Source organism: Streptomyces sp. AJS327, from assembly GCF_013450295.1.
Lineage (GTDB): Bacteria > Actinomycetota > Actinomycetes > Streptomycetales > Streptomycetaceae > Streptomyces.
Window position 1 is genome coordinate 298,511 of the sequence record NZ_SKBR01000002.1, and the last position, 24,381, is coordinate 322,891.

Below are 24,381 nucleotides of genomic sequence, written 5' to 3' on the forward strand. Positions count from 1 at the left end.
GTCCGCGAGCCGGGCCGCCCGTCCGGGCGCCCGCCGCGCGGAACGCTCACCGGGGCGCCGCACGCCTACCGCCTGGGGCGCCCCTCTCCCCGTTCTCCCGGGCTCCCGGGTTCTTCCGGGCTCCTCCCGGCCCCTTCCCCTCCGGCCGCCTACCGGCCGTCCGCGGCTCGTCAGCTGCCCGGGCACTCCCCGGGGGGATGCCGCCCGGGAGGGGTGGGCCGCCCCGGCGTCCGGTCTTCCCGGACGCGGTGCTTCCGGTCTTCCCGGGTGATCGGTGACGGACGGCGCCCCCGCACCGGCGGCCGGGAGGCCGGTCCGGTGACGGGGGCGCCGGGCCCTCGGATCAGAACTTGTTGCTCGGGGTGAGGCCGAGGGAGAGACCGGAGAGTCCGCGCTGACGCCCGCCGAGCTTGCCGGCCATCGCGCGCAGCGCCGATCCGGCGGCCGAGTCCGGGTCGCTGAGGACCACCGGCTTGCCCTCGTCCCCGCCCTCACGCACCCGCGGGTCGATCGGGATGGCGCCGAGCACCGGCACCTCCGCCCCGGTGGTCCGGGTCAGGCCCTCGGCCACCATCGCGCCGCCGCCGGTGCCGAAGACGTCGATCATCTCGTCGCAGTGCGGGCAGGGGAGGCCGGACATGTTCTCGATGACGCCGACGATCTTCTGGTGCGTCTGGACGGCGATCGAACCGGCCCGCTCGGCCACCTCGGCGGCGGCCTGCTGCGGGGTCGTCACCACCAGGATCTCGGCGTTCGGCACCAGCTGCGCGACGGAGATCGCGATATCGCCGGTGCCGGGCGGCAGGTCGAGCAGGAGCACGTCGAGGTCGCCCCAGTAGACGTCGGCGAGGAACTGCTGGAGAGCCCGGTGCAGCATCGGGCCGCGCCAGACGACGGGCGAGTTGCCCGGGGTGAACATCCCGATCGAGATGACCTTCACGCCGTTCGCCGAGGGCGGCATGATCATGTCCTCGACCTGGGTCGGCTTGCCGTCCGCGCCGAGCATCCGGGGCACCGAGTGGCCGTAGATGTCCGCGTCCACCACGCCGACCTTCAGGCCGTCGTCGGCCAGCGCGGCGGCCAGGTTGACCGTCACCGAGGACTTGCCGACCCCGCCCTTGCCGGAGGCGACGCAGTAGACCCGGGTCAGCGAGCCGGGCTGGGCGAACGGGATCTCCCGCTCCGCCGCCCCGCCGCGCAGCGAGTCCCGCAGCGCCTTGCGCTGCTCGTCGTTCATGACGTCCAGTTCGACGCCGACCTCGGTGACGCCCGGAACGCCCCGCACGGCCTCGGTGACGTTGGAGGTGATCGTCTCCCGCAGGGGGCAGCCGGACACCGTCAGGTAGATGCCCACATCGACCCTGCCACCCGGGGCGATGTCCACTGATTTGACCATCCCCAGGTCGGTGATCGGCCGGTGGATCTCCGGGTCGTTCACCGTCGCGAGCGCGGTGCGTACCGCGTCTTCGGTCGGGGCGGGAGCGGTGTCGGTAGCCATGCGGAAATGGTACGGCGCCGCGGCCGGGGCCCCGAAGCCGCGGGTGGCGGTCTCGGTCACGCCTCCGGCGCGCGGCCGCCCGTCGCCCGGGGCCCGTCCGCGCCGCCGGAGCCACCGGTGCCGTCAGGCCCCGCCGGGCCGCCGGGTTCCGAGGGCGGCGCTCCGGGCTCTCCGGGCTCTCTGGGCTCTCCGGGCGGTGGACGGTGGCGCCGCTCCGCCTCCCGCTCCTCCCAGGTGTCCCGCTCCAGCTCCCGCATCAGCACCTGGAGCTCCGACCTGATCCAGTCCCGGGTCGCCACCTCGCCCAGGCCCATCCGCAGGGCGGCGATCTCGCGGGTGAGGAACTCCGTGTCGGCGATGCTGCGTTCGTTCTGCTTCCGGTCCTGCTCCAGATTGACGCGGTCACGGTCGTCCTGCCGGTTCTGCGCGAGCAGGATCAGCGGCGCCGCGTAGGACGCCTGGAGGGAGAGTGCCAGGGTCAGGAAGATGAACGGGTACTCGTCGAAGCGCGCGGCCCGGGGCAGCGCGACGTTCCACAGCACCCAGAGCGCGATGACCACCGTCATCCACACGATGAACCGCCCGGTACCGAGGAACCGCGCGATCTTCTCCGACAGCCGCCCGAAGGCGTCCGGGTCGTACTCCGGAAGCAGGCTGCGGCGCCGCACCTGGGGCAGATCCAGCCGGATCCGCGGGCGCTGGGCGCCGGGCACCTCCCGGGTCCGCTCCTCGCGCTCCCGCTCGCCGTTCCGTTCAGCCATGCCCGCCGTTCCCTTCGGGGCTCGCGCGCCGCTCCCCGGCACCGCCCGGCCCGCCGTCCGCCGCTCCCGCGCCGTCGGGGACCTCGCCCCGCCGCCCCGTGAGCGTCGCGGACCGGGGGTCCAGCAGCCGGGTGGCGTCCGTGGGGTGGGGCCCGTGCGGACCGTGCGGCTCGTGCGCGGCCGCCTCCCGCCAGTCCTCGGGCAGCAGGTGGTCGAGGACGTCGTCCACCGTGACCGCGCCGAGCAGATGCCCACCCTCGTCGACGACGGGCGCCGCGACGATGTTGTACGCGGCGAGATAGCTGGTCAGAGCGGGCAGCGGGGTGTTCGGCGGCAGGGGGCGCAGATCCGCGTCCACGATCGAGGCGACGAGGGTGAACGGCGGGTCGCGCAGCAGCCGCTGGAAGTGCACGACGCCGAGGTACCGGCCGGTGGGGGTCTCGTCGGGTGGGCGGCAGACGAACACCTGGGCCGCCAGCGGGGCGGGCAGCTCCCGCTGGCGGATCCGCGCCAGCGCGTCCGCGACCGTCGCGTCCGGGCGCAGCACGATCGGCTCGGTCGTCATCAGCCCGCCCGCGGTGCTCTCCTCGTACGTCAGCAGCCGCCGCACGGGAGCGGCGTCCTGGGGCCGCATCATCTCCAGCAGCCGCTCCATGTCGGGCTCGGGCAGCTCGGAGAGCAGGTCGGCCGCGTCGTCCGGGGCCATCGCCTCCAGCACCCCGGCGGCCCGCTCGTCCTGGAGCTGGCCGAGGATCTCGATCTGGTCGTCCTCGGGCAGCTCCTCCAGCACGCTGGCCAGCTGGTCGTCGTGGAGCGCGGCGGCGACCTCGGCCCGGCGCTTGGCGGAGAGGTGGTGCAGCACGTTCGCGAGGTCGGCGGGGCGCAGCTGCTCGAAGGCGGCCAGCAGGTGGGTCGCCCCCTGGTCCCGCTCCTCCCGGGCGAAGCCGGTGACGGCCGACCACTCGACGGTCAGCGTCTCGCCGCGCCGCCGGAGTCCGCCCGGGCGGCCCCGGCGGACGAAGACCTTGTCGATCTGCCAGTCGCGGCGGGCCGGGAGCTGCTGGAGCCGCACGTCCAGCACGGTGACGCGCTCCCCGGTCTCGATCAGCGTGACGTTCCGGTCCAGCAGCTCGCCGAGCACCAGCGTCTCGGCCGACCGCTGCTCGAAGCGGCGCATGTTGAGGACGCCGGTGATGATGACCTGGCCGGACTCGATGCCGGTCACCCGCGTCATCGGCACGAACACCCGCCGCCTGCTGACGACTTCGACGACCAGCCCCAGCACGCTGGGCGGCCGGGGCTCACCGCTGAGCAGCGCGACGACGTCCCGGACCCGCCCGACCTGGTCGCCCGCGGGGTCGAACACCGCGACGCCCGAGAGGTGGGAGACGAAGACCCGGAGCGCTCCGGCCGCCATCAGCGCCTCCCTCACACGGCAGTCTGGGGGGAATGTCACGTATGCCGGGTTCAGGCTAGCCTGCCGGCCTCGGGGAGCGCCCCGTGAGCTGGGCCGGACGGTTACCTTCCACCGGACCGAGCCCCCACGGGTAGGGTGCGGGCCTGCCCCTAGCTCAGGAGGAAGTCGACGTGACTGGAAGGGCTCGCGCGGGTCGGACCGCGACACTGGCGGGGACCGTGTGCCTGGGCCTCACCGCCCTGCTCACCGGGTGCGGGCAGGAGGAGGACCCGGACGAGGGCACCAACGGGCTCGGGAAGCTGTCCCCGGCCAAGGCCGAGATGAAGGCCCGCAAGGCCGCGGAGTCCGCCAGCGCGGTGCGCCTGACCGGCAACGTCGAGAGCAAGGGGGGCACCCACCGGCTGGAGATGCGGCTGACGGGGAACGGCGGCATGGGCCAGGTGTCCACCAAGGGCGGCGGCACCTTCGAGCTGCTCCGGGTCGGGCAGGACCTGTACCTGAAGGCGGGCGGCGACTTCTGGGCCCGGCAGGCGAAGAGCGGCGCGAAGCCCACCGAGGCCGACCTCCGCGCCGCCGGCAAGCTGGACGGCAAGTACGTCAAGGTCCCGCGCGGCGACCCGGCCTACAAACAACTGCGCGGCTTCACCGATAAGCGCGTCCTGCTGGACGGCCTGCTGGCGATGGACGGCAAGCGGGCCGCGGACGAGCGAGGCGAGGTCGGCGGTCTGGAGACGCTGCGGGTGACCGCGGGGGAGGGGGCCAGCGGCGGCAGCGTGCACGTCTCGCTGAACGGCACCCCCTATCCCCTCCAGGTCGAGCGGGCCGGGGGCCGGGGCAAGGTCGAACTCACCGACTGGAACAAGAAGTTCACCCTGCGCGCGCCGAAGAAGGAACACACCGTCGACTACGGGAAGCAGATCACGGCCGACTGACCGCCCCGGCCGCCCCGCGGCCGTCGCGGACCGGGAGCCGTCGCGGACCCGGGGCCGGGCGCCGGGATGCCCGCCGGGCGCGTGCGCGACGCGGCTCAGCCACGGCTTCGGCGCCGGAACAGCAGCCGGGGGAGCGGCTTCGGAGTGGGGCGCCGGGTGGTCGCCTCGCTGGGCAGCGGGGCGGCGGCGAGCGAGGCGTCCGGCATCGACCCCGGCCGCTGACTCGGCTCCCCCGCGGGCTCCAGCCGCAGCACCCGGCACTCCCGCGCCCAGCGCTCCGCGATCGTCCCGGCGTCCCGCGCGTTCAGCCGCTTGCCGCGCAGCTCCGCGACGGCCGCGCGCCACTCCTCGCCCTCCGGGGCGAGTTCCGTCACACGGGCGGGCCACACCACCAGCCGGGCCCCCTTCTCCTTGCCGCGCACGGTGACCGTCGCGCCGCCGCCGTCGGTCAGTCCGAGGCCGTCCAGCGGCTGTTCCACCGGGCCGCCACCCACCAGGTGCACCGCGCCCGCGTGCCAGACGTGCCACAGCGCGCGGGGCGGGCCCACCGGGCCGCGTACCCAGACGAACCCCGACTTCCTGGCGGCTTCCTCGACGAGGGCCCGATCGAGCGGTGTCTGCGTCATGGAGGCAGGCTATCGCCGGGTCTCACAGCCAGCCGTTCCGCTTGAACCCACGGTGGATCGAGTAGCAGATGCCGACGATCAGTCCCATGACGGCCGGGTAGCCGTACTTCCACTGCAACTCCGGCATGTAGTCGAAGTTCATGCCGTAGATCCCGGCGATCATCGTCGGCACCGCGAAGATCGCGGCCCAGGAGGTGATCTTCCGCATGTCCTCGTTCTGCGCCACCGTGGCCTGCGCGAGGTTCGCCTGGAGGATCGAGTTGAGCAGGTCGTCGAAGCCGAGCACCTGCTCGTTGACCCGGTCGAGGTGGTCGGCGACGTCCCGGAAGTACTTCTGCACGTCCGAGTCGACCAGCCGCATGGGCCGCTCGCTCAGCAGGTGCAGCGGACGCAGCAGCGGGGCGACGGCCCGCTTGAACTCCAGGACCTCCCGCTTGAGCTGGTAGATCCGCCCGGCGTCCGCCCCGCGCTTGCCGTTGCCCGCGGACTCCGAGAAGACCTGGATCTCGACGTCGTCGATGTCGTCCTGCATGGCGTCGGCCACCGCGAGGTAGCCGTCGACCGTCTGGTCCGCGATGGCGTGCAGCACCGCGGACGGGCCCTTCGCCAGCAGCTCCGGGTCGTCCTCCAGCCGGTGCCGGAGCGCGCGCAGCGAGCCCTGCCCACCGTGCCGCACCGTGATGATGTAGTCGGGCCCGGTGAAGCACATCACCTCGCCGGTCTCCACCACGCCCGTCTCCCCACGCCCGGCGGAGTACGCCTCGGCGGACTCGACGTAGTGCAGCGTCTTCAGGACGGTGAACAGGCTCTCGTCGTACCGCTCCAGCTTGGGGCGCTGGTGGGCGTGGACCGCGTCCTCCACGGCGAGCGGGTGCAGCCCGAACTCCTGGGCGATGCCGGAGAACTCGCGCTCCGTCGGCTCGTGCAGCCCGATCCAGACGAACCCCGCTCCCGGTTCGGTGCGCACCGCGCGCAGCGCCTGCACGGGCGTGAGCTGGTCGCCGACGCGGCGCCCGCCGCGGTAGACGGCGCAGTCCACGATGGCGCTGTCGTACGCGGGGGACGCGCCGTGCTCGCTGAGGTGCGGGCGCTTGCGGAGCGAGGGCCGCACCACCGCGCGCAGTTCCTTGATCATCGACATGGGTACCTCCCGGTATGCCATGCCGTCCGCGGCGGGCGCAGCGCTGCCCGGAATGGGGACCTACTCCACGCTGTCAGCAGGAGGTCCGCAAAGCGGGCACCGCGCGAGGGCCGGGGACGACGAGAGCTGGTTGACAGATCGGATGACCAGCCCGCTCTTCCGTGCGCGCACCGGGAGTCCCGAACCCCCGGGCCGAGTCACCGGACCCCGAATCCCGCGGAGAGCACCGGCCGGACGGGTGGGGCGCGGTGGAGTCCTGGAACCCGGGCTTCCACGAGCGCGTGCGCCGCGGGATTTCCACGGAACACGAACCCGGTGCCGACCGGGCGGAGTTCAGCCGTCGTGCGACGGACTGTCGGGAGAACGGCGGCGGAGTCTCAGCGGCGGTGCCGCGTCGTCGATACGGAAGAGCGACTGGTACTGCACGGTCGACTCGGATCCATGCCAGCCCCACCTCCTCCGTTCGGTCCCTGCGAGGGATGCCTGCCACGAACGCTGACCAGTCGTCAACGGTAGCACCCGGTACGCCCCACGGTGTGCTTTCCGGCCAGCCCGTGAACTGCCGCACCGCGCCCGGCCGGACGCCGGACCGCGCGCCCCCGGACGACCAGCGGCGACCCGTCGACCTGGCGACCGGCCAGCGGCCAACCGGCGAAGATCGACCCATCGACCTGTCGACCCGAATCCCCCTCCCCGCTCCCGTCCCGCTCCCGTGCCGCGCCCGTGCCGCGTTCACCGCACCGGCCTGACCTGCTCGACCGGGCGGACGTCCCGCCCACCCGTGCTCGCGCCTATGCTCGCGCCATGGCTGACGTCCTCCCCCTTGTCGAACGGCGGCTGCGCGAGGCGCTCGGCGAGCCGGACGCCCGGGCCGCCGTGACCTTCCTCGGCGCCGACCGCGTCGAGGTGCTCCGCTTCCTCGACCACGTCGAACCCGAACGGGAACCGGAGCGGGAGAACGAACCGGAACGGGAACCGGAACCCGGACGGGTGGTGGTGCGGTACGTGACGCTCGGGATGTCGGCCGCCCCGATGACCGACCCCGCAGCCGCGCTGGCCGACCCCGAGCGCGGCCCACGCGCCGAACTCGTCCTCTCGGTGCGCGCCGGGCTCGCCGACACCGACAAGGCGCTCCGGCCGCTCGCCGTGCTGGCCGCCAGCCCGCAGGTCGAGGGCGTGGTGGTGGCCCCCGGCGCCTCGCTGGACCTGGGCGAACCGCTGTGGCCGGGCGCCCCGTACACCTCCGTGCTGGTGGCGGAGCCCGGCGGGCTCGTCGCCGACGTGGAGCTGCCCGAGCCGCGGGAGCCGGTGCGGTTCATGCCACTGCTGCCCATGACGCCCAACGAGGCGGCGTGGAAGCGGGTGCACGGCGCCGCCGCGCTGGAGGAGCGCTGGTTGCGGCACGGTACGGACCTGCGCGACCCGCTGCGCGCCTCCGTCCCCCTCGGCTGACTGACGCCTCCGCCGAAGGTGGGGGCGCCGCGGTGCCCCGGGTCGCCTCCGCCGCTCCACCCCGCGCTCCGATGCGCCCAACCTCCGCGCGGGTGATCGTCCTTGACGCGAGGGGAGCCGGGTAGCACCGTGGATCCTCATGAGGGGCGAACCCAGTTGCCCGAAGTGCGGTGGCCGGGTCCGGGCGCCCGGCCTTTTCGCCGACTCCTGGCAGTGCGATCTGCACGGCACGGTGCATCCGCTCCAGCCGGTCATCCCGCCCAGCGTCGAGGCGCTCGCCGTGGCCGTCGGCCGGACCAGGGTGCCCGTGTGGATGCTCTGGCCGCTGCCGGTCGGCTGGCTGTTCACCGGCGTCGCCAGCGCGGGCGACGACCGCAGCGGTGGCCGAGCCACCGCCGTCGCCTGCTCCGGTCCGAGCCCCCTCGGGGGGACGGGTGAACTGCTCCTGGTGGCCGAGGAGTTGGGCGTCGGTCTCGGAGCCAGGTACGCCGGCATCCCCGGCCCCGACCCGGGGCCGCAGATCTGCGGCGGGCGGCCGCCGAACGTCAAGGTGCTGGCCGCCGGGCGACCCACCCCGCTCTGGCACGTCGCCGGGTCCCCGGACGACCGCGCGGTGTTCGCGGGGGAGGCCTGCGGGCTCTGGCTGTGGGCGATCGTCTGGCCGGAGATGTCCGGACTGCTGCTCTACGACGAACTCGTGCTGACCGACCTGCGAGACGCGGGCGCCGAGGTCGACCTGCTGCCCTGCGGCGCGCTCTCGCCCCGCCTGCTCGGCTGAGGCCCCCTCCCAACGGGCACCGCCACACCGCCGGTCCGGGCGCGGAAGGGCGACCGGGCGGTCCCGGCGCACCCGCCCAGCCTGTGCGCCGCACGCTCTGACCTGCGACGACGCCGTACTCCACGGGTTCCCGGCCGGTACGGCGCGCCCCCGTGTCGGCCGTGCGCCCCTCACTCCGCGCATGCGGAACCGCCGACCGGGGGACAGCTATCCTGGACCGCGCCCGCACCGCCGTGCGCCTTCCGTCCGCCGCCCCGTCAGCCCGTTGGAGTCCCGTCGTGCGCATCGACCTGCACACCCACTCCACCGCCTCGGACGGTACCGACACCCCCGCCGAGCTGGTACGCGCGGCGGCGGCCGAGGGACTCGACGTCGTGGCGCTGACCGACCACGACACCGTCGCCGGGCACGTGGCGGCGCTGAGGGCGCTGCCGCCCGAACTCACCCTGGTCACCGGCGCCGAACTCTCCTGCCGCCTCGGCGGCGTGAGCCTGCACATGCTCGCCTACCTCTTCGACCCCGAGGAGCCCGAGCTGGCCCGGGAGCGGGAACTCGTCCGGGACGACCGGATCCCCCGCGCCCAGGCCATCGTGCGCCGGCTGCGGGAGCTGGAGGTGCCCGTCACCTGGGAGCGGGTCGCGCAGATCGCGGGGGACGGCGCGGTGGGGCGCCCGCACATCGCCACCGCGATGGTCGAGGCGGGCGTCATCGCGACCGTCTCGGACGCCTTCACCAGCGAGTGGATCGGGGGCGACGGCCGCGCCTACGTCGGCAAGCACGAACTCGACCCGTTCGACGCGCTGCGCCTGATCAAGGGGGCTGGCGGGGTCGCCGTCCTCGCGCACCCGCTGGCCGCCAAACGGGGCCGGTGCCTGCCGGAGAGCGCGATCGCGGAACTGGCCGCCGCCGGACTCGACGGCGTCGAGGTGGACCACATGGACCACGACGCGGACACCCGCCGCCGACTGCGGGGCCTCGCCACCGAGTTGGGCATCCTGACCACCGGGTCCAGCGACTACCACGGCACGCGCAAGACCTGCCGGCTCGGCGAGAACACCACCGACCCCGAGGTCTACGCGGAGATCGTCGCCCGCAGCAGCGGAGCCGAACCCCTCACCGGTCTGACGGTTCGCTGACACCACCCCGGGCGCGGGCCGCGCGGGCCGAGGCGGGCGCACCCCGTCCGGTGGGCCGCTCCGCGTCCCGCGCCCAGAAGTCCAGCAGCGCGGCGGCGGTCTCGGCGGGGCGCTCGGCGTTCGGTGAGTGTCCCGCGCCGGGCACCGTAGTGCGCCGCGCCCCCAGCCGTACGGCCATCTCGTCCAGCCAGGGCACCGGCCAATTGTCGTCCACCTCCCCTGAGACGACGTGCAGCGGCGGCCCGGCGGTGGCCAGTTCCGCCACCCGGTCCGGTTCGTCCATCAACTGCTGTGCGGTGGCGGAGAGTTGCTCGGGGACCGTCGCCAGCCAGCGCTCCCGGAGGAAGTCGGTGATGGCGGGCGGCGTCAGCGGGTCCTCCGCGTCCGGCGGATCGAGGGCACGCATCGCCTCCCAGATCGCGGGCATGTCCAGCGTCGGCAGCGCCTCCCGCAGCATCCGCAGCCGCTCCCGCTGACCCGGCGCGACCCCGGCGGGCCCACTGCTCATCAACGTCAGCGAGGCGAAGCGACCCGGGTCCCGCAGCACCGCGCGCCGGGCGATCAGGCCACCGAGCGAGTGCCCGACGAGATGGAGCGGCGGGACCGGCCCACCGGGACCGGACGGCGCCGGAGCGGCCAGCGTCCGCGCCATCTCCAGTACGTCCAGGGCCAGTTCGGCGGGGGCGTAGGCGCGCTCGTCCCGGGGGCCCGGCGACTGGTACTGGCCCCGGCCGTCCACCGCCAGCACCCGGTAGCCCGCCTCGGCCAGCGGCGCCAGCAGGGCGATGAAGTCCTCCTTGCTGCCGGTGAAGCCCGGCACGAGCAGCACGCTGCCCCGCCGGGCGGTGCCCAGCTCGTGCGCGGCGAACTCCCCGCGGGCGGTGCCCAGACGGTAGGCGCGCAGACCGGTCGGCGCGTCGAGGAACGGCGGCTTGCTCATGTTCCGGACGCTACCCGCCCTGCCGCCGCCGGGAGAACTCCCCGGCAGGCCAGGTGGGCGGGGTGTCCGCCGCCCCCACGCGGCCGCCACCGAGGGGCCGCGCCGTTCCGGCGGAGACCGCCGGAACACCGGCGTACACCCGGGCCGGGGGCGGGAGTTGGGGCCCGGAGCCATGGGGCGCGGTCCCGCGACGCGGGACCGCCCTCCATGGTGGAGGGACCACGGGGGAGGGGAGGGCGGAGCGTCCGCCCGGCCCGTCCGGGGTGCCGGGCGCCGTACCGCCCGGCCGAAAAGAGACGAGCGCACGCTCCCTCGCGTGCGCTCCCCGGAGCCGTGCCCGGTGGCTCCCGCCGGGCGCGGATCACGCCGGAGGCGGTGAACACCACCGGGTCACACCGGTGGTGTGCCTCCGGCACGGATCAGCTGTCCGCCGACTCCGACGTGCCGCTCCTCCCGCCCCGGGTGCGGCGCCTGCGCGGCCGGGAGGACGAGGACGGGGCCTCCCCGGCCGATGCGGGAGCGCTCGCCCCGGAGGCGCTGGCCGACGCCGTGCTCGCGGAGCCCGACTCGGTCCCCGCCGACGCGGCCGATCCGGCCCGCGAACGCCGCCGGCGGCGGCGCGGGGTGTGCGGCGCCTTGGCCGCGGCGTCCTCCGGCCCGCTGGCCGAAGCCCGCTCGTCCTGCTCCCGCCCGGCCGACGAGCCGTCCCGCTCGGTGACGTTCACCCCGGCCCGGGTGCGGCGCCGCTGACGCTGCGGCCTGGTCCGCGCCGGACGCTCGGTCTTCTCCGACCGGCCGCCGCCCGCCGACCTGCCGCCGTGGCCGCGCCCGCCGGTCTCCCCGAGGTCCTCGACCTCCTCGGCCGACAGTCCGGCCCGGGTCCGCTCGCCGCGCGGCAGTATGCCCTTCGTGCCCTCGGGGATACTCAGCGCCTGGTACAGGTGCGGCGAGGTGGAGTAGGTCTCCGCCGGGTCGTGGAAGTCCAGCCCCAGCGCCTTGTTGATCAGCTGCCAGCGCGGGATGTCGTCCCAGTCGACCAGGGTGACGGCGGTACCCGAGGCGCCCGCCCGGCCGGTCCGGCCGATGCGGTGCAGGTAGGTCTTCTCGTCGTCCGGCGTCTGGTAGTTGATGACATGCGTCACACCGTCGACGTCGATACCGCGCGCCGCCACGTCGGTGCAGACCAGCACGTCCACCTTGCCGTTCCGGAAGGCGCGCAGCGCCTGCTCCCGGGCGCCCTGGCCCAGGTCGCCGTGGACCGCGCCGGAGGCGAAGCCCCGCCGCCCGAGTTGCTCGGCCACGTCGGCGGCGGTGCGCTTGGTGCGGCAGAAGATCATCGTCAGCCCGCGGCCCTCGGCCTGGAGGATGCGGGAGACCATCTCGGGCTTGTCCATGGAGTGCGCGCGGAAGACGTGCTGCTCCGTGTTGGCGACCGTCTGGCCCTCGTCGTCGGGGGCCGTCGCGCGGATGTGTGTGGGCTGGCTCATGTACCGCCGGGCCAGCGAGATCACCTGGCCGGGCATGGTCGCCGAGAACAGCATGGTCTGCCGCCGCGCGGGCAGCATCTGCACGATCTTCTCGACGTCCGGCAGGAAGCCGAGGTCCAGCATCTCGTCGGCCTCGTCCAGCACCAGCGCCCTGATCTGGGAGAGCCGCAGCTTCTTCTGGCCCGCCAGGTCCAGCAGCCGCCCGGGGGTGCCGACGACCACGTCGACGCCCTTCCGTAGCGCCTCGACCTGGGGCTCGTAGGCCCGGCCGCCGTAGATGGCCAGGACACGGACGTTCCGCACCTTCCCGGCCGTCAGCAGGTCGTTGGTGACCTGCTGGCACAGCTCCCGGGTGGGAACGACGACGAGCGCCTGCGGCGCGTCACTCAGGTCCTCGGGCCGTGCCCGGCCGGCCTCGACGTCCGCCGGGACGGTGACGGACTCCAGGAGCGGCAGGCCGAAGCCCAGCGTCTTGCCGGTACCGGTCTTCGCCTGGCCGATGACGTCCGTGCCCGCGAGGGCGACGGGAAGGGTCATCTCCTGGATGGGGAAAGGGGACGTGATGCCGACGGCTTCCAACGCCTCGGCCGTCTCGGAAAGGATTCCGAGTTCTCTAAACGTGGTGGACAGGATGCTTGCCTCTTCTGTGTGACGCGCGGCAGCGGCGAGGGGGCGAACCCCTCAGAGGGAGCGAGGAGTGGTCCGCACCGCACCAAGGCGGCGGCTGTGGTCGGCCCGCCGTCGGTGCGGGGCCGCGTACTCTCGCTCAAGCGCCTACTCGCGCGAGCGGCCCCTCTGGGCGCGATCCGTGCGGGGAGCACGAGCCGCGTGGAGGGCTGTCAGGCCGGAGCCGATCGGGCCACCGACCGGGCATCCGCGTTCATGCGTAGATGTTCCTGCGTAGTACTCAAGCGGGGCCCACCTCGCGGCGGACCCAATAGCACTGTACCCCGGATCCGCGCATATGTACCGAGGCGATTGTTGTGTACGAGCCATATGAGGTCGCCCCGGGTCCGCTCCGGCCGCCTCCCCGGCTGGTGGCGGGGGCTATCGTGCGCGGTATGGATACGCCTGAGAAGACACCCGGCACCGACGACGCCGGGCAGAGCACGACGCCCACCGGGACCGCCACCCAGGACTGGGCACAGGCCTCCGCCGACCCGACCTACCGGGCGGCGGTCGTCGACCTTCTGGGCGCGCTCGCGTACGGGGAGCTTGCCGCCTTCGAGCGGCTGGCCGAGGACGCCAAACTGGCGCCCTCGCTCGCCGACAAGGCCGAGCTGGCGTCCATGGCCTCCGCCGAGTTCCACCACTTCGAGCGGCTCCGGGAACGCCTCGCGCGGATCGACGAGGACCCCACCCGGGCGATGGAGCCGTTCGCGGGAGCGCTGGACGAGTTCCACCGCCAGACCGCCCCGGCGGACTGGCTGGAGGGGCTGATCAAGGCGTATGTCGGCGACTCGATCGCCTCCGACTTCTACCGGGAGGTCGCCGTCCGGCTGGACTCGGACACCCGGGCACTGGTGCTGGCGGTGCTCGACGACACGGGGCACTCGAACTTCGCGGTGGAGAAGGTGCGGGCCGCCATCGAGGACGACCCGCGGGTGGGCGGCCGGCTGGCGCTCTGGGCCCGCCGCCTCATGGGGGAGGCGCTGTCCCAGGCGCAGCGGGTGGTGGCGGAGCGTGACGCGCTCTCCATGATGCTGGTCGGCGGGATCGCCGACGGCTTCGACCTGGCGGAGGTGGGGAAGATGTTCTCCCGGATCACCGAGGGCCATACGAAGCGGATGGCCGCGCTGGGCCTGGCCGCCTGACGGCACCCGGCCGGGAGTCGTCCCCGAACAGCAGCGAGACCATCGCCGCCGCGACACCGACGGCCGCGAGCAGCGCGACCGGAAGGTGGCCGGGGCCGAGCACCACCCGGCAGATCAGCCCGCCGAGAAGTCCCGCCACGGGGCCGGTGGCCAGCACCAGACGCTGGTCACCGAGCCTCCCCGGGAACCGCCTGGCCGCGGCGTAGGCGATGGCGAGTCCAACGAGCGCGGAGCCCAGTGTCTCCCAGACCATGGGGACCTCCTCGGGTGCGGTCGGCACGGAACCGGCAAGCGCAAAACGGTCGTTCCGGTACTCCCCGGGGAAGGCGCGCGTGAAACGGCGGCTCCGGTACCGATTCGCGGCGCCGGGGAAGTTCCCCGACGCCCGGTGCCGCAGCCGCCGTTGGGCGCGTTCCGCGCGGTGTCCGTCTCGCCGTGCGGGCGTCCGGGATCGCGCGGAGTGTCCTCAGAGAGTGCCGAAACCCACCTTGCGGGTGGTCTGTTCACCGATCTCGACGTACGCGACGCGATCCGCCGGCACCAGAATCCTGCGGCCGTGCTCGTCGACCAGGCTGAGCGGTCCGGAACCGCCCTCCAGAGCCGTCGCGACCGCGCTCTCGACCTCGTCCGGAGTCTGCTTGCTCTCGATGACGATCTCGCGCGGCGCGTGCTGCACGCCGATCTTGACCTCCACGGCTATGTCCCTCCGACGGTCTCGGGAACCCCGTGGCCTAGCCCGGGGCGGATGCGCGGCCATCCGCGCTGTACGGGGCAACACTAGCCCGGCTCCCGGCCCCCGCGGAGATCCGCCCGCACGCCCGGAGCGAACACCCGACGGGCCGGGCACCGCCGGTACCGGAACCCACCCGACCCGTACGGCGAGGACCGGGGAGCCGCGCGGGACCGGCGCGCGCCCACGGTGCGCCCGCCGGGACGAGTCCCAGCGGCACATGGCCGTGCGCCGGGGCGCGTTGGCGCACCGCCGGTGGGGCGCCCGCGCGCGGCGACCGCGGCCCGTCACTCCGGTCCGGAACACCCCGGGGACGCCACGGCACGAACGTGCCGCGGAGACGGACACGTAGCGGACACCGAGCGGACACGGAACGGACGTGGCACGGCACGAACGCCGGGCGGCGGCGCGGAGACGCCAGCCGGGGAGCCGCGCGGGACCGGGGAACCACGAGGGCCCCGGCGGGAGCGCACGGCGCTCACTGCATCGGGAAACCCGCGATCCCGCGCCAGGAGAGGGAGGCGATCAACTTGGCCGCGGCCTCGCGCGGCACCCGCTGCCCGGCGCTCAGCCAGTAGCGCGCGGTGATCTGCGCCATCCCGCACAGCCCCACCGCCAGCAGCATCGCCTGGTCGGCCGGGAGCTTGGTGTCCTCACTGATCACCTCGCTGACCGCCTCGGCGCAGTCCAGGCTGACCTTGTCCACCCGCTCCCGCACGGCCGGCTCGTTGGTCAGGTCGGACTCGAAGACCAGCCGGAACGCGCCGCCCTGGTCCTGCACGAACCCGAAGTAGGCGTCCATGGTCGCGGCGACCCGCTGCTTGTTGTCCGTCGTGGAGGCGAGCGCCGCCCGCACGGCGTCCAGCAGGGCCTCGCAGTGCTGGTCGAGCAGGGCGAGGTACAGGTCGAGCTTCCCCGGAAAGTGCTGGTACAGCACCGGCTTGCTGACGCCCGCCCGGTCGGCGATGTCGTCCATGGCGGCCGCGTGGTACCCCTGCGCCACGAAGACCTCCTGGGCCGCGCCCAGCAACTGGTTGCGTCGGGCCCGGCGCGGCAGGCGCGTGCCGCGCGGGCGCGCCCCCTCGGTCTGCTCGATGGCTGTCACGCCGCCTCCCATGTATTCGATGCGCGTCTGCGCTGTCCGCCATCGTACTTTTCAGTAACCGGAGTGTGGGCCTCGCGGCCGGAGATTTTCGCCGCCGGGCGACCCGGGGGCGCGACGGGTAGGCCGCGGCGCCCGCGGCACGAACGGCCGCGGCCCCTCCCGGACCGGCCGCCGTGGACCGTGCCGTATCCCACGTGATCCCCTCACCCGGTCCGGTGGTCCCACGGGCGGAGCCGTCAGCGGTACTCCTCCTCCGGGTCCTCCACGACCCGCGCCTGCTCGGCCGCGTCCGCCGGGTCGGCCTCCCCGACGCCCCGGCCGGTGATCGGGGTGTCGTGCTGCCGCAGCAGCTCGGCGTGCTGCTCCGCCGTGTCCTCCCGGGGCGCCTCCAGATCGGGCTCCTCCTCGTACCGGTCGAACTCGTCCTCGTACGGGTCGGCCAGGGTCTCCGGGTCCGTCGGATCGACGGGCTCGGTGCGCCCGGTGTGCTCGGCAGGCATGTCTCTCTCCCCTCTGCGCGGATCCCGGGCGGCCCGTGCGCGCCGATCGCCGTGGTGCCGTGACGGTGTGGTGCTGTGATGGCGAACACGTGAACGCGTGCGTGATCCTCTCGTAACATTGCCCCCATGTCGTCCACTGAGCAACCCGGGTACCGCCCGGCGGCACCCCACCAGGCCCCCGCTCCGCGGGGACCGAACCCGGACGACCCGGACGGCCCCGGCGCACCGGACGGCCCGGGACACGGGGAGGAGCGGTGGAGCCACTCCCTCCCGGGGCTGACCCTGGAGGTGCGGCACCACGCTCCCGCCCGTCCCGGGTTGCCGCCCGCGCTCTACGTACACGGGATGGGGGGCTCCGCGCAGAACTGGACGGCGCTCGCGCGGGAGCTGACCGACACCGTCGACGGCGAGGCGATCGACCTCCCCGGCTTCGGCGACTCCCCGCCTCCGGACAGCGGCGACTACTCGGTCAACGGTCACGCGCGGGCCGTCATCCGCTATCTCGACGCCCGGGACCGCGGCCCCGTTCACCTCTTCGGGCACTCCCTGGGCGGCGCGGTGACCACCCGCGTCGCGGCGGCCCGCCCAGACCTCGTGCACAGCCTGACGCTGGTCTCGCCCGCCCTTCCGGAGCTGCGGCCGCAGCCGACGGCGCTGCCCACCGCGCTGCTCGCCGTCCCCGGCGCCGCCCGGCTCTTCCTGCGCCTGACCCACGACTGGAGCCCGCGGCGGCGCACCGGCGAGGTGTTCGCGCTGTGCTGGGGCGACCCCTCGCGGGTCACGCCCACGGAGTTCGCCGAGGCGGTACGGGAGTACGAGCGGTGCCTGGCGCGGCCGTACTTCTGGGACGCGATGTCACGCTCCGCGCGCGGAATCGTCAACGCCTACACTCTCGGTGGGCAGCACTCGCTGTGGCGGCAGGCCGAGCGGGTGCTCGCACCGACCCTCCTCGTCTACGGCGGCCGGGACCAGCTCGTCGCGTTCCGGATGGCCCGCCGGGCCGCCCGCGCCTTCCGCGACTCCCGCATGCTGACCCTCCCGGACGCCGGGCACGTCTCGATGATGGAGTACCCCGAGGTCGTGGCGGCCGCCGTGCGGGAACTCCTCGCCGGAGCCGTTCGGTTGACGGACGGGGCGCCGGGCCGCGAGGCTGCACCAGCAACTGCTGTCCCCACGGAAGGTGACTAGTGGGACGCCATAGCCGCAAGGGCAAGGGCGCGAGTGGGAAGACCCCCGACCCGCCCGCGCCCGAGGAAACCCCCCGCGCGGAGGGGCCGAGTACACGCGGTCCGGCGCCCCGCCCCCACCACCAGGGGCAGCCCGTCGGTACCCCACCCCACGGCGTCCCCCGTGCCGCGGTGACCCCGCCCGGCGGTGTCCCACGCGTCGGCCGTCCCGGCCCCGCGGTGACCCCGCCGCACGGCGTGCCGCGGGCCTCCGCCCCACCCGCCGGTCCCGCCGTCACCCCGCCCTCCGGTACGCCGATGGCGGCCCCGCCGTCCGGCGGGCCCGGAACCCCGCCGCGGGGCACCCGTGGCCCGTGGCCCGGAGGGGCGCCCGGTCCGGCCGCGGCGCGTGGCGGTCACCCACAGCAGCGTGAGCCCGGCGGCGGCTGGGGCGCGCGGGGCACCGGCCAGGGCCCACCCGCGCCCCGCCCGCAGCGGAGCGGCCCCCGCCAGGACTACGTCGACGCCTTCGACGAGCGGAACTTCTCCGCCTCCCCGGCGTCCGGCCGCCCCGAGCACAAGGGGCTGCTGCCGGGCGGCCGGGTCCCGGGGCAGCGCGGCGCGGGCCGTCCCCCGGCCGGCGGCCAGGGGACGGGCCCGCCGGACGACGGCGAGCCGCTGGCCCCGCTGGCACCGATCCCGCCCCCCGGGGGCAAGGGCGGCAGGGGACGCACCTACACGGGCGTGGCCGCCGCCGCCGTCACCACCGTCCTGGCGGTGGTGGTCGCGGGCCAGGTGGCCGGAGGCGACCGGGGGCACGGGGGTTCGGAGTCCCCCTCCGGCAGCGGCCGGGCCGGGGAGCAGGAGCAGGCGTCCCGGAGCGACGGCCGGGGCGCGCCCTCGCAGACGCCGAAGCCTGACGCGAAGCCGCTCTCCTACGCGGACAAGATGGCCAAGCGGTACCCGCTCGCCCCCGACTTCGCGGGCTCCGGGGCCTTCGCCACGGTGCGCGGTCACGACGACGGCCCGGGGCGCGGCACCCGGGTGCGGTACCGCGTCGACGTGGAGAAGGGCCTGCCGCTGGAGGCCGAGCTGTTCGCCAAGGCGGTGCACAAGACCCTGAACGACGACCGCAGTTGGGCGCACGCGGGGGAGCGCAGCTTCGAGCGGGTCTCCTCGGGCGAGGTGGACTTCGTCATCACGCTGGCGAGCCCCAAGACGACCGCGGTGTGGTGCCGGAAGTCCCAGCTGGACACCCTGGAGGACAACGTCTCCTGCGACTCCGCCGCCACCGAGCGCATCATGATCAACGCGTACCGGTGGGCGCGCGGCGCCAAGACCTTCGGCGCCGACCGTATCCACGCCTACCGGCAGATGCTCATCAACCACGAGGTGGGGCACCGCCTGGGCCGGGGCCACGTCGGCTGCTCGCGACAGGGCGCGATCGCGCCGGTGATGATGCAGCAGACCAAGTTCCTCACCACGGACGGCGCGACCTGCCGTCCCAACGCCTGGCCCTACCCCCGGGGTTGACCGGTAGCTGACCCCGCACGGCCGCCCGCCCGGCGCCCGGGGTCGCGCCGTGGGTGGTGCGTCCCCGTCTCCGCCCGGTGCGCGCGCTCCCCGCGCCGCGCCGGGCTTCGGTGTTGCTGGGTGCCTCTCGCGACGCCCGCGCTTCCGGCACGCGCCCCGCTTCCCCGCCCGCTCCGTCCTCCGGGGTTCCGGGGTCTCCGGGTTCGCCGTGGCTCCCGTGGTCCTCGCGTCTCCGCGTTTCCCGTGGTGCGCCCGCTTCGGTCATCGGGTCTGACGGGGCGTCTGGAAGAGGTCCGGACGGTTCCAGCACCCTCGCGCGGCCGTCCCACCCGCGCCTGACGCAACGCACAACTGGCCGATAGGTCACGAGAGTTCATCCCTTCTGGTGGTGCGACGGATAACCATCCCTCACATGCGCGGGTCCCCCGCATACCGTCTTCCGCGTCAGCCACTGAATTCCTGTCAGCCGTCGGCCTCCGCCCGCGAAGCCCTGTCAGTCGGTGGCTCTTTCCGGAGGAGGAACGGGATGCGGCTGTGCACGTCTGTCCACTGACGAGGCGCGACGGCGGGTGTGGGCGCGGAGCGCCCCCGGGCCGGGCGGCGGCGGAGAGGCGGGACCAGCCGGAACGGACGGGAGTACCGCACCACCGCCGGGGCCAGAAGGACCGTTTCGCCGCGGTCGGTGGGCCCGGCGGACGCGCGCCCCGGCACCCCTCCACCCCCCGGAGCCGGCCGGTACGCGCAGCCGCGGCACCCCGCGCCGGAACCGGTGCCCCCCGCGGCCCGGGCGACCGCGCCGTGCACATCCGGCCCCGCCGCGGGCCGTGCGACACCGACAAGGAGCAACACTCCATGACCAGCGCTCAGCCGTCTCACCGCACCGTCAGCGAAGGGCGGGTCACCCGATGAGAGTCCTGCTTCTCGGAGCGAGCGGATACCTCGGCCGGTACGTCGCCGACCGGCTGCTCGCGGATCCCGCCGTCCAGTTGACCGCCCTCGGCCGGGGTGACGAGGCGGACGTCCGCTTCGACCTGTCCCACGGCAGCCCGGGGGCGCTGACCCGATTCCTGGACGCGGTGCACCCCGGCGTCGTCGTCAACTGCGCCGGGGCGACCCGGGGTGGGGCGCGCGACCTCATCCGCCACAACACCGTGTCGGCGGCGACCGTCTGCGAGTCGCTGCGCCGCAGCGCCTGCGGGGCCCGGCTGGTGCACGTGGGCTGCGCCTCGGAGTACGGCCCGGCGCCCGCGGGTTCCTCCACCGGGGAGGACGCGGTGCCGCGCCCCGGTGGGCCGTACGGGGTGAGCAAGCTCGCCGCGACCGAACTCGTCGTGGAGTCGGGGCTGGACGCGGTGGTGCTGCGGGTCTTCTCACCCGTGGGCCCCGGCACCCCGGCGGGCTCGCCCCTCGGCCGTCTCGCGGAGCTGATGCGCCGGGCGATGCAGCAGGGCGACGGCGAACTGCGGCTCGCCGGGCTCGGGGTGCAGCGCGATCTGGTGGACGTGCGGGACATCGCGCGGGCCGTGCACGCGGCCTCGCTGTCGGCCGCGCAGGGCGTGGTCAACATCGGCACCGGCCGCGCGGTGCGGCTCCGGGACGCGGCGGGGGTGCTGGCCCGCGCCGCCGGGTACACCGGTTCGGTGGTCGGGGTGCCCGCCGGGCACGGTACGGCGACCGACGGGCACCCGCCCCCGGCCACCGCCGGGCACCCGGCCCAGCCGTACGCGGACGGCTGCGGCAGCTGGCAGCAGGCGGACGTGCGCACGGCCCGCGACCGGCTGGGCTGGCGTCCGCGGATCGGGCTGGAGGAGTCGCTCGCGGACATCTGGATGGAGGCAGCCTGCCGGATCTGACGGCCGGGTCGGCGGTCGGCGGTGGGACGCGGCGTGCGCCCCGCGACGGCGGCGGGGTCCCGGCCCCGGGATCCCTGTCCGTCGGGGACCGGCCGGGTGGCGGTGCCGCCGGGGAAGGCGCCCGGGGCGGGTGTGAGGAAGTCCACGCCGGGCCCCCGCCGAGTCCGGTTCGTGGCCGCCGGTGGAGGGCGTCCCGGCCGGTCGCCCGGCGACGGGAGCGGGCGGGACGCCGTTCCGGGGCGCCCGTTGGCCCCGTCCCGGGCGGGGGCCGGGTGATCGTGGGCCCCACGGGGCGGCGGAGGCCTGGGATCGCGGGGCTGTGGAGTCGTGGTCCGGTGGGCCCGGACGGTGGGCGGAACGGTGTCGGGTCTCGGGCCTCGCCCGGGTACTGGGACGACGCTGTCTCGCGTATCGAAACCGGCGTCTCGGAATGAGACCGGGCATGACAGTGTTACGAGTGGACCGGCCCCGCCTCGGCGGGGGCGTCTCCCCTCCGTCCCACCGACCATCGGAGTCTCCGTGTCACTGCCACCCCTGGTCGAGCCAGCTGACGAGCTCACCGTCGACGAGGTCCGCAGGTACTCGCGCCACCTGATCATCCCGGACGTCGGGATGGACGGGCAGAAACGACTCAAGAACGCGAAGGTGCTGTGTGTGGGCGCGGGCGGGCTCGGCTCACCCGCCCTGATGTACATGGCGGCGGCCGGTGTCGGGACCCTGGGCATCGTGGAGTTCGACGAGGTCGACGAGTCGAACCTCCAGCGGCAGATCATCCACTCGCAGGCGGACATCGGCCGCCCCAAGGGGGAGTCGGCCCGGGACACGGTGCTGGGCATCAACCCGCACACCACGGTCGTCCTGCACGAGGAGCGGCTGGACTCCTCGAACGTCATGGAGATGTTCGCGCAGTACGACCTGATCGTGGACGGCACGGACAACTTCGCCACCCGCTACCTGGTCAACGACGCCTGCGTGCTGCTGGGCAAGCCGTACGTCTGGGGCTCCATCTACCGCTTCGACGGTCAGGCGTCCGTCTTCTGGAGCGCGCACGGCCCCTGCTACCGCTGCCTCTACCCGGAGCCCCCGCCGCCCGGCATGGTGCCGAGCTGCGCGGAGGGCGGGGTGCTCGGCGTGCTGTGCTCCTCGGTCGGGTCGATCCAGGTGACGGAGGCCATCAAGCTGCTGGCCGGGATCGGTGATCCGCTGGTCGGCCGCCTGATGATCTACGACGCCCTGGAGATGACGTACCGGCAGGTCAAGGTCCGCAAGGACCCCAACTGCGCGGTCTGCGGCGAGAGCCCGACGGTCACCGAGCTGATCGACTACGAGGCGTTCTGCGGTGTGGTCTCGGAGGAGGCCCAGGAGGCCGCGGCCGGCTCGACCATCACCCCGAAGCAGCTCAAGCAGTGGATGGACGAGGGCGAGAACCTTGAGGTGATCGACGTCCGGGAGCCCAACGAGTACGAGATCGTCTCCATCCCGGGCGCCCGGCTGGTACCGAAGAACGAGTTCCTGATGGGTGAGGCGCTGGGCGACCTGCCGCAGGACAGGAAGATCGTCTTGCATTGCAAGACGGGTGTCCGCTCCGCGGAAGTGCTGGCGGTGCTGAAGGACGCCGGGTTCGCCGACGCGGTCCACGTCGGCGGCGGAGTCATCGGCTGGGTGAACCAGATCGAGCCGGACAAGCCCGTCTACTGATCCCACGGCCCGGTCCGCCGAGCCCACGCCCCCCGGGGGCCGCGACGCGGCAGCGCCGCGGCCCCCGGGCGTCGTTCCGGCCTCGTTCACGAGCGCTGTCCGCGCCGCCGCGCCGTCACGGGACGCTCTCCCGCGCGCGGTCAGCCGCAGCGCTCGCCGTCCTCCGGGGCCCGGCCCCGGAGCAGGTACCGGTCGACGGCGGAGCGCACACAGCGGTCACCGCCCTCGTAGGCGCCGTGTCCCTCGCCCTCGTAGGTGAGGAGACGCCCGTCGCCCAGCCGCTTCGTGAGGCCGCGTGCCCCCTCGTACGGGGTGGCCGGATCGCCGCGGGTCGCCAGCACGACGATCGGGGCTCCGGGCTTCGCCGCCAGCTCGGTGGTGTCCCGCTCGCCGCGCGCCGGCCAGCCCTCGCAGCCGGTCAGCCCCCAGACGAGCTGCGGTCCGAACACCCGCGACGCCTTCCGGAACTCCGGCTCCCAGGCACGTACCTCCCGTACCGAGGCGCGAGACGCGCTGTCCGCGCAGGAGATCGCGAGGTTCGCGTCGCGCTGCGAGGTGTAGCGGCCCTTCTGGTCCCGTCCCGTGTAGCTGTCGGCCAGCGCCAGCAGCAGGTCACCGCGCCCGTCCCCGGCCTGCCGCAGCGCCGTCCGCAGCAGCGACCAGGTCTTCTGCGAGTAGAGGGCGGCGGCGACGCCGGTGAGCAGGTGCTCCTCGGTGAGCTTCCGCCCGCTCGCGGTCGGCAGCGGCTTCGTGTCCGCCTCCCGCAGCAGCGTGGCGAGCCGCGCGGAGCCCGGGCCGGGTTCGGCGGGGACGGGGCAGGAGTCCCGTCCGCCGCAGTCGCGCAGGAAGTTCTCCCAGGCCAGCTGGAAGCCCTTGGCCTGGCCGAGCGCCGACGCCCGCACCGAGTTGCCCGGATCGACGGGCGCGTCCAGCACCACGCGGCCCACCCGCTTCGGGAACAGCCCGGCGTAGACCGCGCCCAGCTTGGTGCCGTAGGACATGCCGAAGTAGTGCAGCCTCTCCTCGCCGAGCGCGCCGCGCAGCGCGTCCATGTCGCGCGCGGTGTTCTCGGTGGTGAGGTGCGGCAGCCGGGCGCCCGCCCGCTTCTCACAGGCCGCGGCGCGGCGCTGGGCGGAACGCAGCAGCGCGCGCTCCTCCGCCGCGCTGTCCGGGCTGGCGTCCACGGTGGCCTGGCGGTCCATGGCCCGGTCGTCCAGACAGCGCAGGCCGGAACTCTCGCCGACGCCCCGCGGGTCGAAACTGACGAGGTCGTAACCGGCGCGCAGCGCCTCGAAGGAGTCGGCGGCCAGCGGCAGCGTGGCGGCGCCGGAGCCGCCCGGGCCACCGAAGTTGAAGACCAGGGAGCCCTGGTGCGCGTCGGTGCCCCGCACCTTCGCGGGCGCCTGGGCGCGGATGACGGCCAGCCCGATCGTCGCGCCCTTCGGCTGGGAGTGGTCCAGCGGGACGCGTAGGGTGCCGCACTGCCAGGAGGTGCCGTCCGCCAGCTTCGCCGGCCGCCGTCCCCCCGCGAACTGCTTGCTGCTCGGCGCCGGGCAGGACCGCCAGGCGATCCGCCGGTCGCCGTCGGCGCCCGGACCCGGCCAGTGGCCGCCCGGCCCCGAGGCGTTCCCGCCGTTCCCGCTGTCGCCGCCCTTCTCGTCCTTCCGGGCCGCCCCGCCGCCCTCGCCGGAGTCCCCGGAGCAGCCGGTGGCGAGCAGCGCGACGGCGGTCAGCAGCACGGCGAACCGGGTGGCGGTGTGGCGTCCCCCGCGGATCGGCATCTGTGGCTCCTCGTGTCTCGTGTCCGTCCGGTG

Annotated in this window: 21 protein-coding genes; 9 read left to right on the plus strand and 12 right to left on the minus strand. The window is 74.5% G+C overall.

The features are described 5' to 3' along the window. Positions 1-343: 343 nt before the first annotated feature. From E0L36_RS11145 to E0L36_RS11155, 3 genes are read right to left on the minus strand one after another with little or no spacing between them, the layout of a single operon-like run. A complete protein-coding gene (locus E0L36_RS11145; RefSeq protein ID WP_180928868.1) occupies positions 344-1,498 on the minus strand; it encodes an Mrp/NBP35 family ATP-binding protein in 1,155 nt (384 codons plus the stop codon). Between the two features lie 56 nt (positions 1,499-1,554). Continuing rightward, positions 1,555-2,259 (minus strand): DUF1003 domain-containing protein, encoded by a 705-nt coding sequence (locus E0L36_RS11150; RefSeq protein ID WP_180928869.1) that lies wholly within the window; start codon positions 2,257-2,259, stop codon positions 1,555-1,557. Further along, positions 2,252-3,676 (minus strand): magnesium transporter MgtE N-terminal domain-containing protein, encoded by a 1,425-nt coding sequence (locus tag E0L36_RS11155; RefSeq protein ID WP_180928870.1) that lies wholly within the window; start codon positions 3,674-3,676, stop codon positions 2,252-2,254. Before E0L36_RS11155 ends, E0L36_RS11150 begins: the two co-directional genes overlap by 8 nt. Before the next feature lie 170 nt (positions 3,677-3,846). Here E0L36_RS11155 and E0L36_RS11160 point away from each other — a divergent pair, with 170 nt between their 5' ends. Next, positions 3,847-4,608: a hypothetical protein gene (locus tag E0L36_RS11160; RefSeq protein ID WP_308416726.1), complete on the plus strand. Its 762-nt coding sequence runs from the start codon at positions 3,847-3,849 to the stop codon at positions 4,606-4,608. A 95-nt stretch (positions 4,609-4,703) separates the two neighbouring features. Here the strand turns inward: E0L36_RS11160 and E0L36_RS11165 are convergent, their stop codons facing one another. Beyond that, the gene (locus E0L36_RS11165) at positions 4,704-5,234 is read right to left on the minus strand and encodes a hypothetical protein (protein ID WP_180928871.1); all 531 of its coding nucleotides are present in this window, start codon (positions 5,232-5,234) and stop codon (positions 4,704-4,706) included. Positions 5,235-5,256: 22 nt separating this feature from the next. Further along, positions 5,257-6,375 (minus strand): magnesium and cobalt transport protein CorA, encoded by a 1,119-nt coding sequence (locus E0L36_RS11170; protein ID WP_180928872.1) that lies wholly within the window; start codon positions 6,373-6,375, stop codon positions 5,257-5,259. Between the two features lie 804 nt (positions 6,376-7,179). On the opposite strand from E0L36_RS11170, the gene E0L36_RS11175 reads away from it, so the two are divergent. The 3 genes from E0L36_RS11175 (at position 7,180) to E0L36_RS11185 (ending at position 9,741) form a co-directional block, all read left to right on the plus strand. Then, positions 7,180-7,827 (plus strand): suppressor of fused domain protein, encoded by a 648-nt coding sequence (locus E0L36_RS11175; protein ID WP_180928873.1) that lies wholly within the window; start codon positions 7,180-7,182, stop codon positions 7,825-7,827. A 139-nt stretch (positions 7,828-7,966) separates the two neighbouring features. Beyond that, positions 7,967-8,605, plus strand: a complete 639-nt coding sequence (locus tag E0L36_RS11180; RefSeq protein ID WP_180928874.1) for a DUF6758 family protein — start codon at positions 7,967-7,969, stop codon at positions 8,603-8,605. Between the two features lie 278 nt (positions 8,606-8,883). Then, entirely contained in the window at positions 8,884-9,741 is an 858-nt protein-coding gene (locus E0L36_RS11185; protein ID WP_180928875.1) for a PHP domain-containing protein, read from the plus strand. On the opposite strand, the gene E0L36_RS11190 is transcribed toward E0L36_RS11185, so the two are convergent. Together E0L36_RS11190 and E0L36_RS11195 are read right to left on the minus strand one after the other, a co-directional pair. After that, positions 9,719-10,681 carry an alpha/beta fold hydrolase gene (locus E0L36_RS11190; protein WP_180928876.1) on the minus strand — a complete coding sequence of 321 codons (963 nt, stop codon included), beginning with the start codon at positions 10,679-10,681 and terminating at the stop codon, positions 9,719-9,721. The genes E0L36_RS11185 and E0L36_RS11190 overlap by 23 nt on opposite strands. Before the next feature lie 419 nt (positions 10,682-11,100). Next, on the minus strand, positions 11,101-12,705 hold the full coding sequence (locus tag E0L36_RS11195; protein ID WP_258016140.1) for a DEAD/DEAH box helicase: 1,605 nt from the start codon (positions 12,703-12,705) through the stop codon (positions 11,101-11,103). A gap of 524 nt (positions 12,706-13,229) precedes the next feature. Here E0L36_RS11195 and E0L36_RS11200 point away from each other — a divergent pair. Then, positions 13,230-13,982 carry a ferritin-like fold-containing protein gene (locus tag E0L36_RS11200; RefSeq protein ID WP_180928877.1) on the plus strand — a complete coding sequence of 251 codons (753 nt, stop codon included), beginning with the start codon at positions 13,230-13,232 and terminating at the stop codon, positions 13,980-13,982. Here the strand turns inward: E0L36_RS11200 and E0L36_RS11205 are convergent. From E0L36_RS11205 to E0L36_RS11220, 4 genes are all read right to left on the minus strand, one after another. Then, positions 13,933-14,235: a hypothetical protein gene (locus tag E0L36_RS11205; protein WP_180928878.1), complete on the minus strand. Its 303-nt coding sequence runs from the start codon at positions 14,233-14,235 to the stop codon at positions 13,933-13,935. The two genes, E0L36_RS11200 and E0L36_RS11205, sit on opposite strands and share 50 nt — an antisense overlap. Positions 14,236-14,448: 213 nt before the next feature. Further along, positions 14,449-14,676, minus strand: coding sequence for a DUF3107 domain-containing protein (locus E0L36_RS11210; protein ID WP_180928879.1), 228 nt, complete (start codon positions 14,674-14,676; stop codon positions 14,449-14,451). A gap of 514 nt (positions 14,677-15,190) precedes the next feature. After that, positions 15,191-15,817: a TetR/AcrR family transcriptional regulator gene (locus tag E0L36_RS11215; RefSeq protein WP_180928880.1), complete on the minus strand. Its 627-nt coding sequence runs from the start codon at positions 15,815-15,817 to the stop codon at positions 15,191-15,193. Between the two features lie 236 nt (positions 15,818-16,053). Then, entirely contained in the window at positions 16,054-16,317 is a 264-nt protein-coding gene (locus E0L36_RS11220; RefSeq protein ID WP_180928881.1) for a hypothetical protein, read from the minus strand. A gap of 126 nt (positions 16,318-16,443) precedes the next feature. Here E0L36_RS11220 and E0L36_RS11225 point away from each other — a divergent pair, with 126 nt between their 5' ends. From E0L36_RS11225 to moeZ, 4 genes are all read left to right on the plus strand, one after another. Next, on the plus strand, positions 16,444-17,505 hold the full coding sequence (locus E0L36_RS11225; RefSeq protein WP_180928882.1) for an alpha/beta hydrolase: 1,062 nt from the start codon (positions 16,444-16,446) through the stop codon (positions 17,503-17,505). 296 nt (positions 17,506-17,801) lie between these two features. Further along, complete coding sequence (locus tag E0L36_RS11230) at positions 17,802-19,016, plus strand: DUF3152 domain-containing protein (RefSeq protein WP_219636533.1); 1,215 nt, start codon at positions 17,802-17,804, stop codon at positions 19,014-19,016. Between the two features lie 905 nt (positions 19,017-19,921). Continuing rightward, positions 19,922-20,869, plus strand: a complete 948-nt coding sequence (locus E0L36_RS11235) for an NAD(P)-dependent oxidoreductase (protein ID WP_180928884.1) — start codon at positions 19,922-19,924, stop codon at positions 20,867-20,869. Between the two features lie 519 nt (positions 20,870-21,388). Continuing rightward, positions 21,389-22,567 carry an adenylyltransferase/sulfurtransferase MoeZ gene (gene moeZ, locus E0L36_RS11240; protein WP_180928885.1) on the plus strand — a complete coding sequence of 393 codons (1,179 nt, stop codon included), beginning with the start codon at positions 21,389-21,391 and terminating at the stop codon, positions 22,565-22,567. Between the two features lie 140 nt (positions 22,568-22,707). On the opposite strand, the gene E0L36_RS11245 is transcribed toward moeZ, so the two are convergent. Next, positions 22,708-24,348, minus strand: coding sequence for an alpha/beta hydrolase (locus E0L36_RS11245; protein ID WP_180928886.1), 1,641 nt, complete (start codon positions 24,346-24,348; stop codon positions 22,708-22,710). Positions 24,349-24,381: the final 33 nt, after the last annotated feature.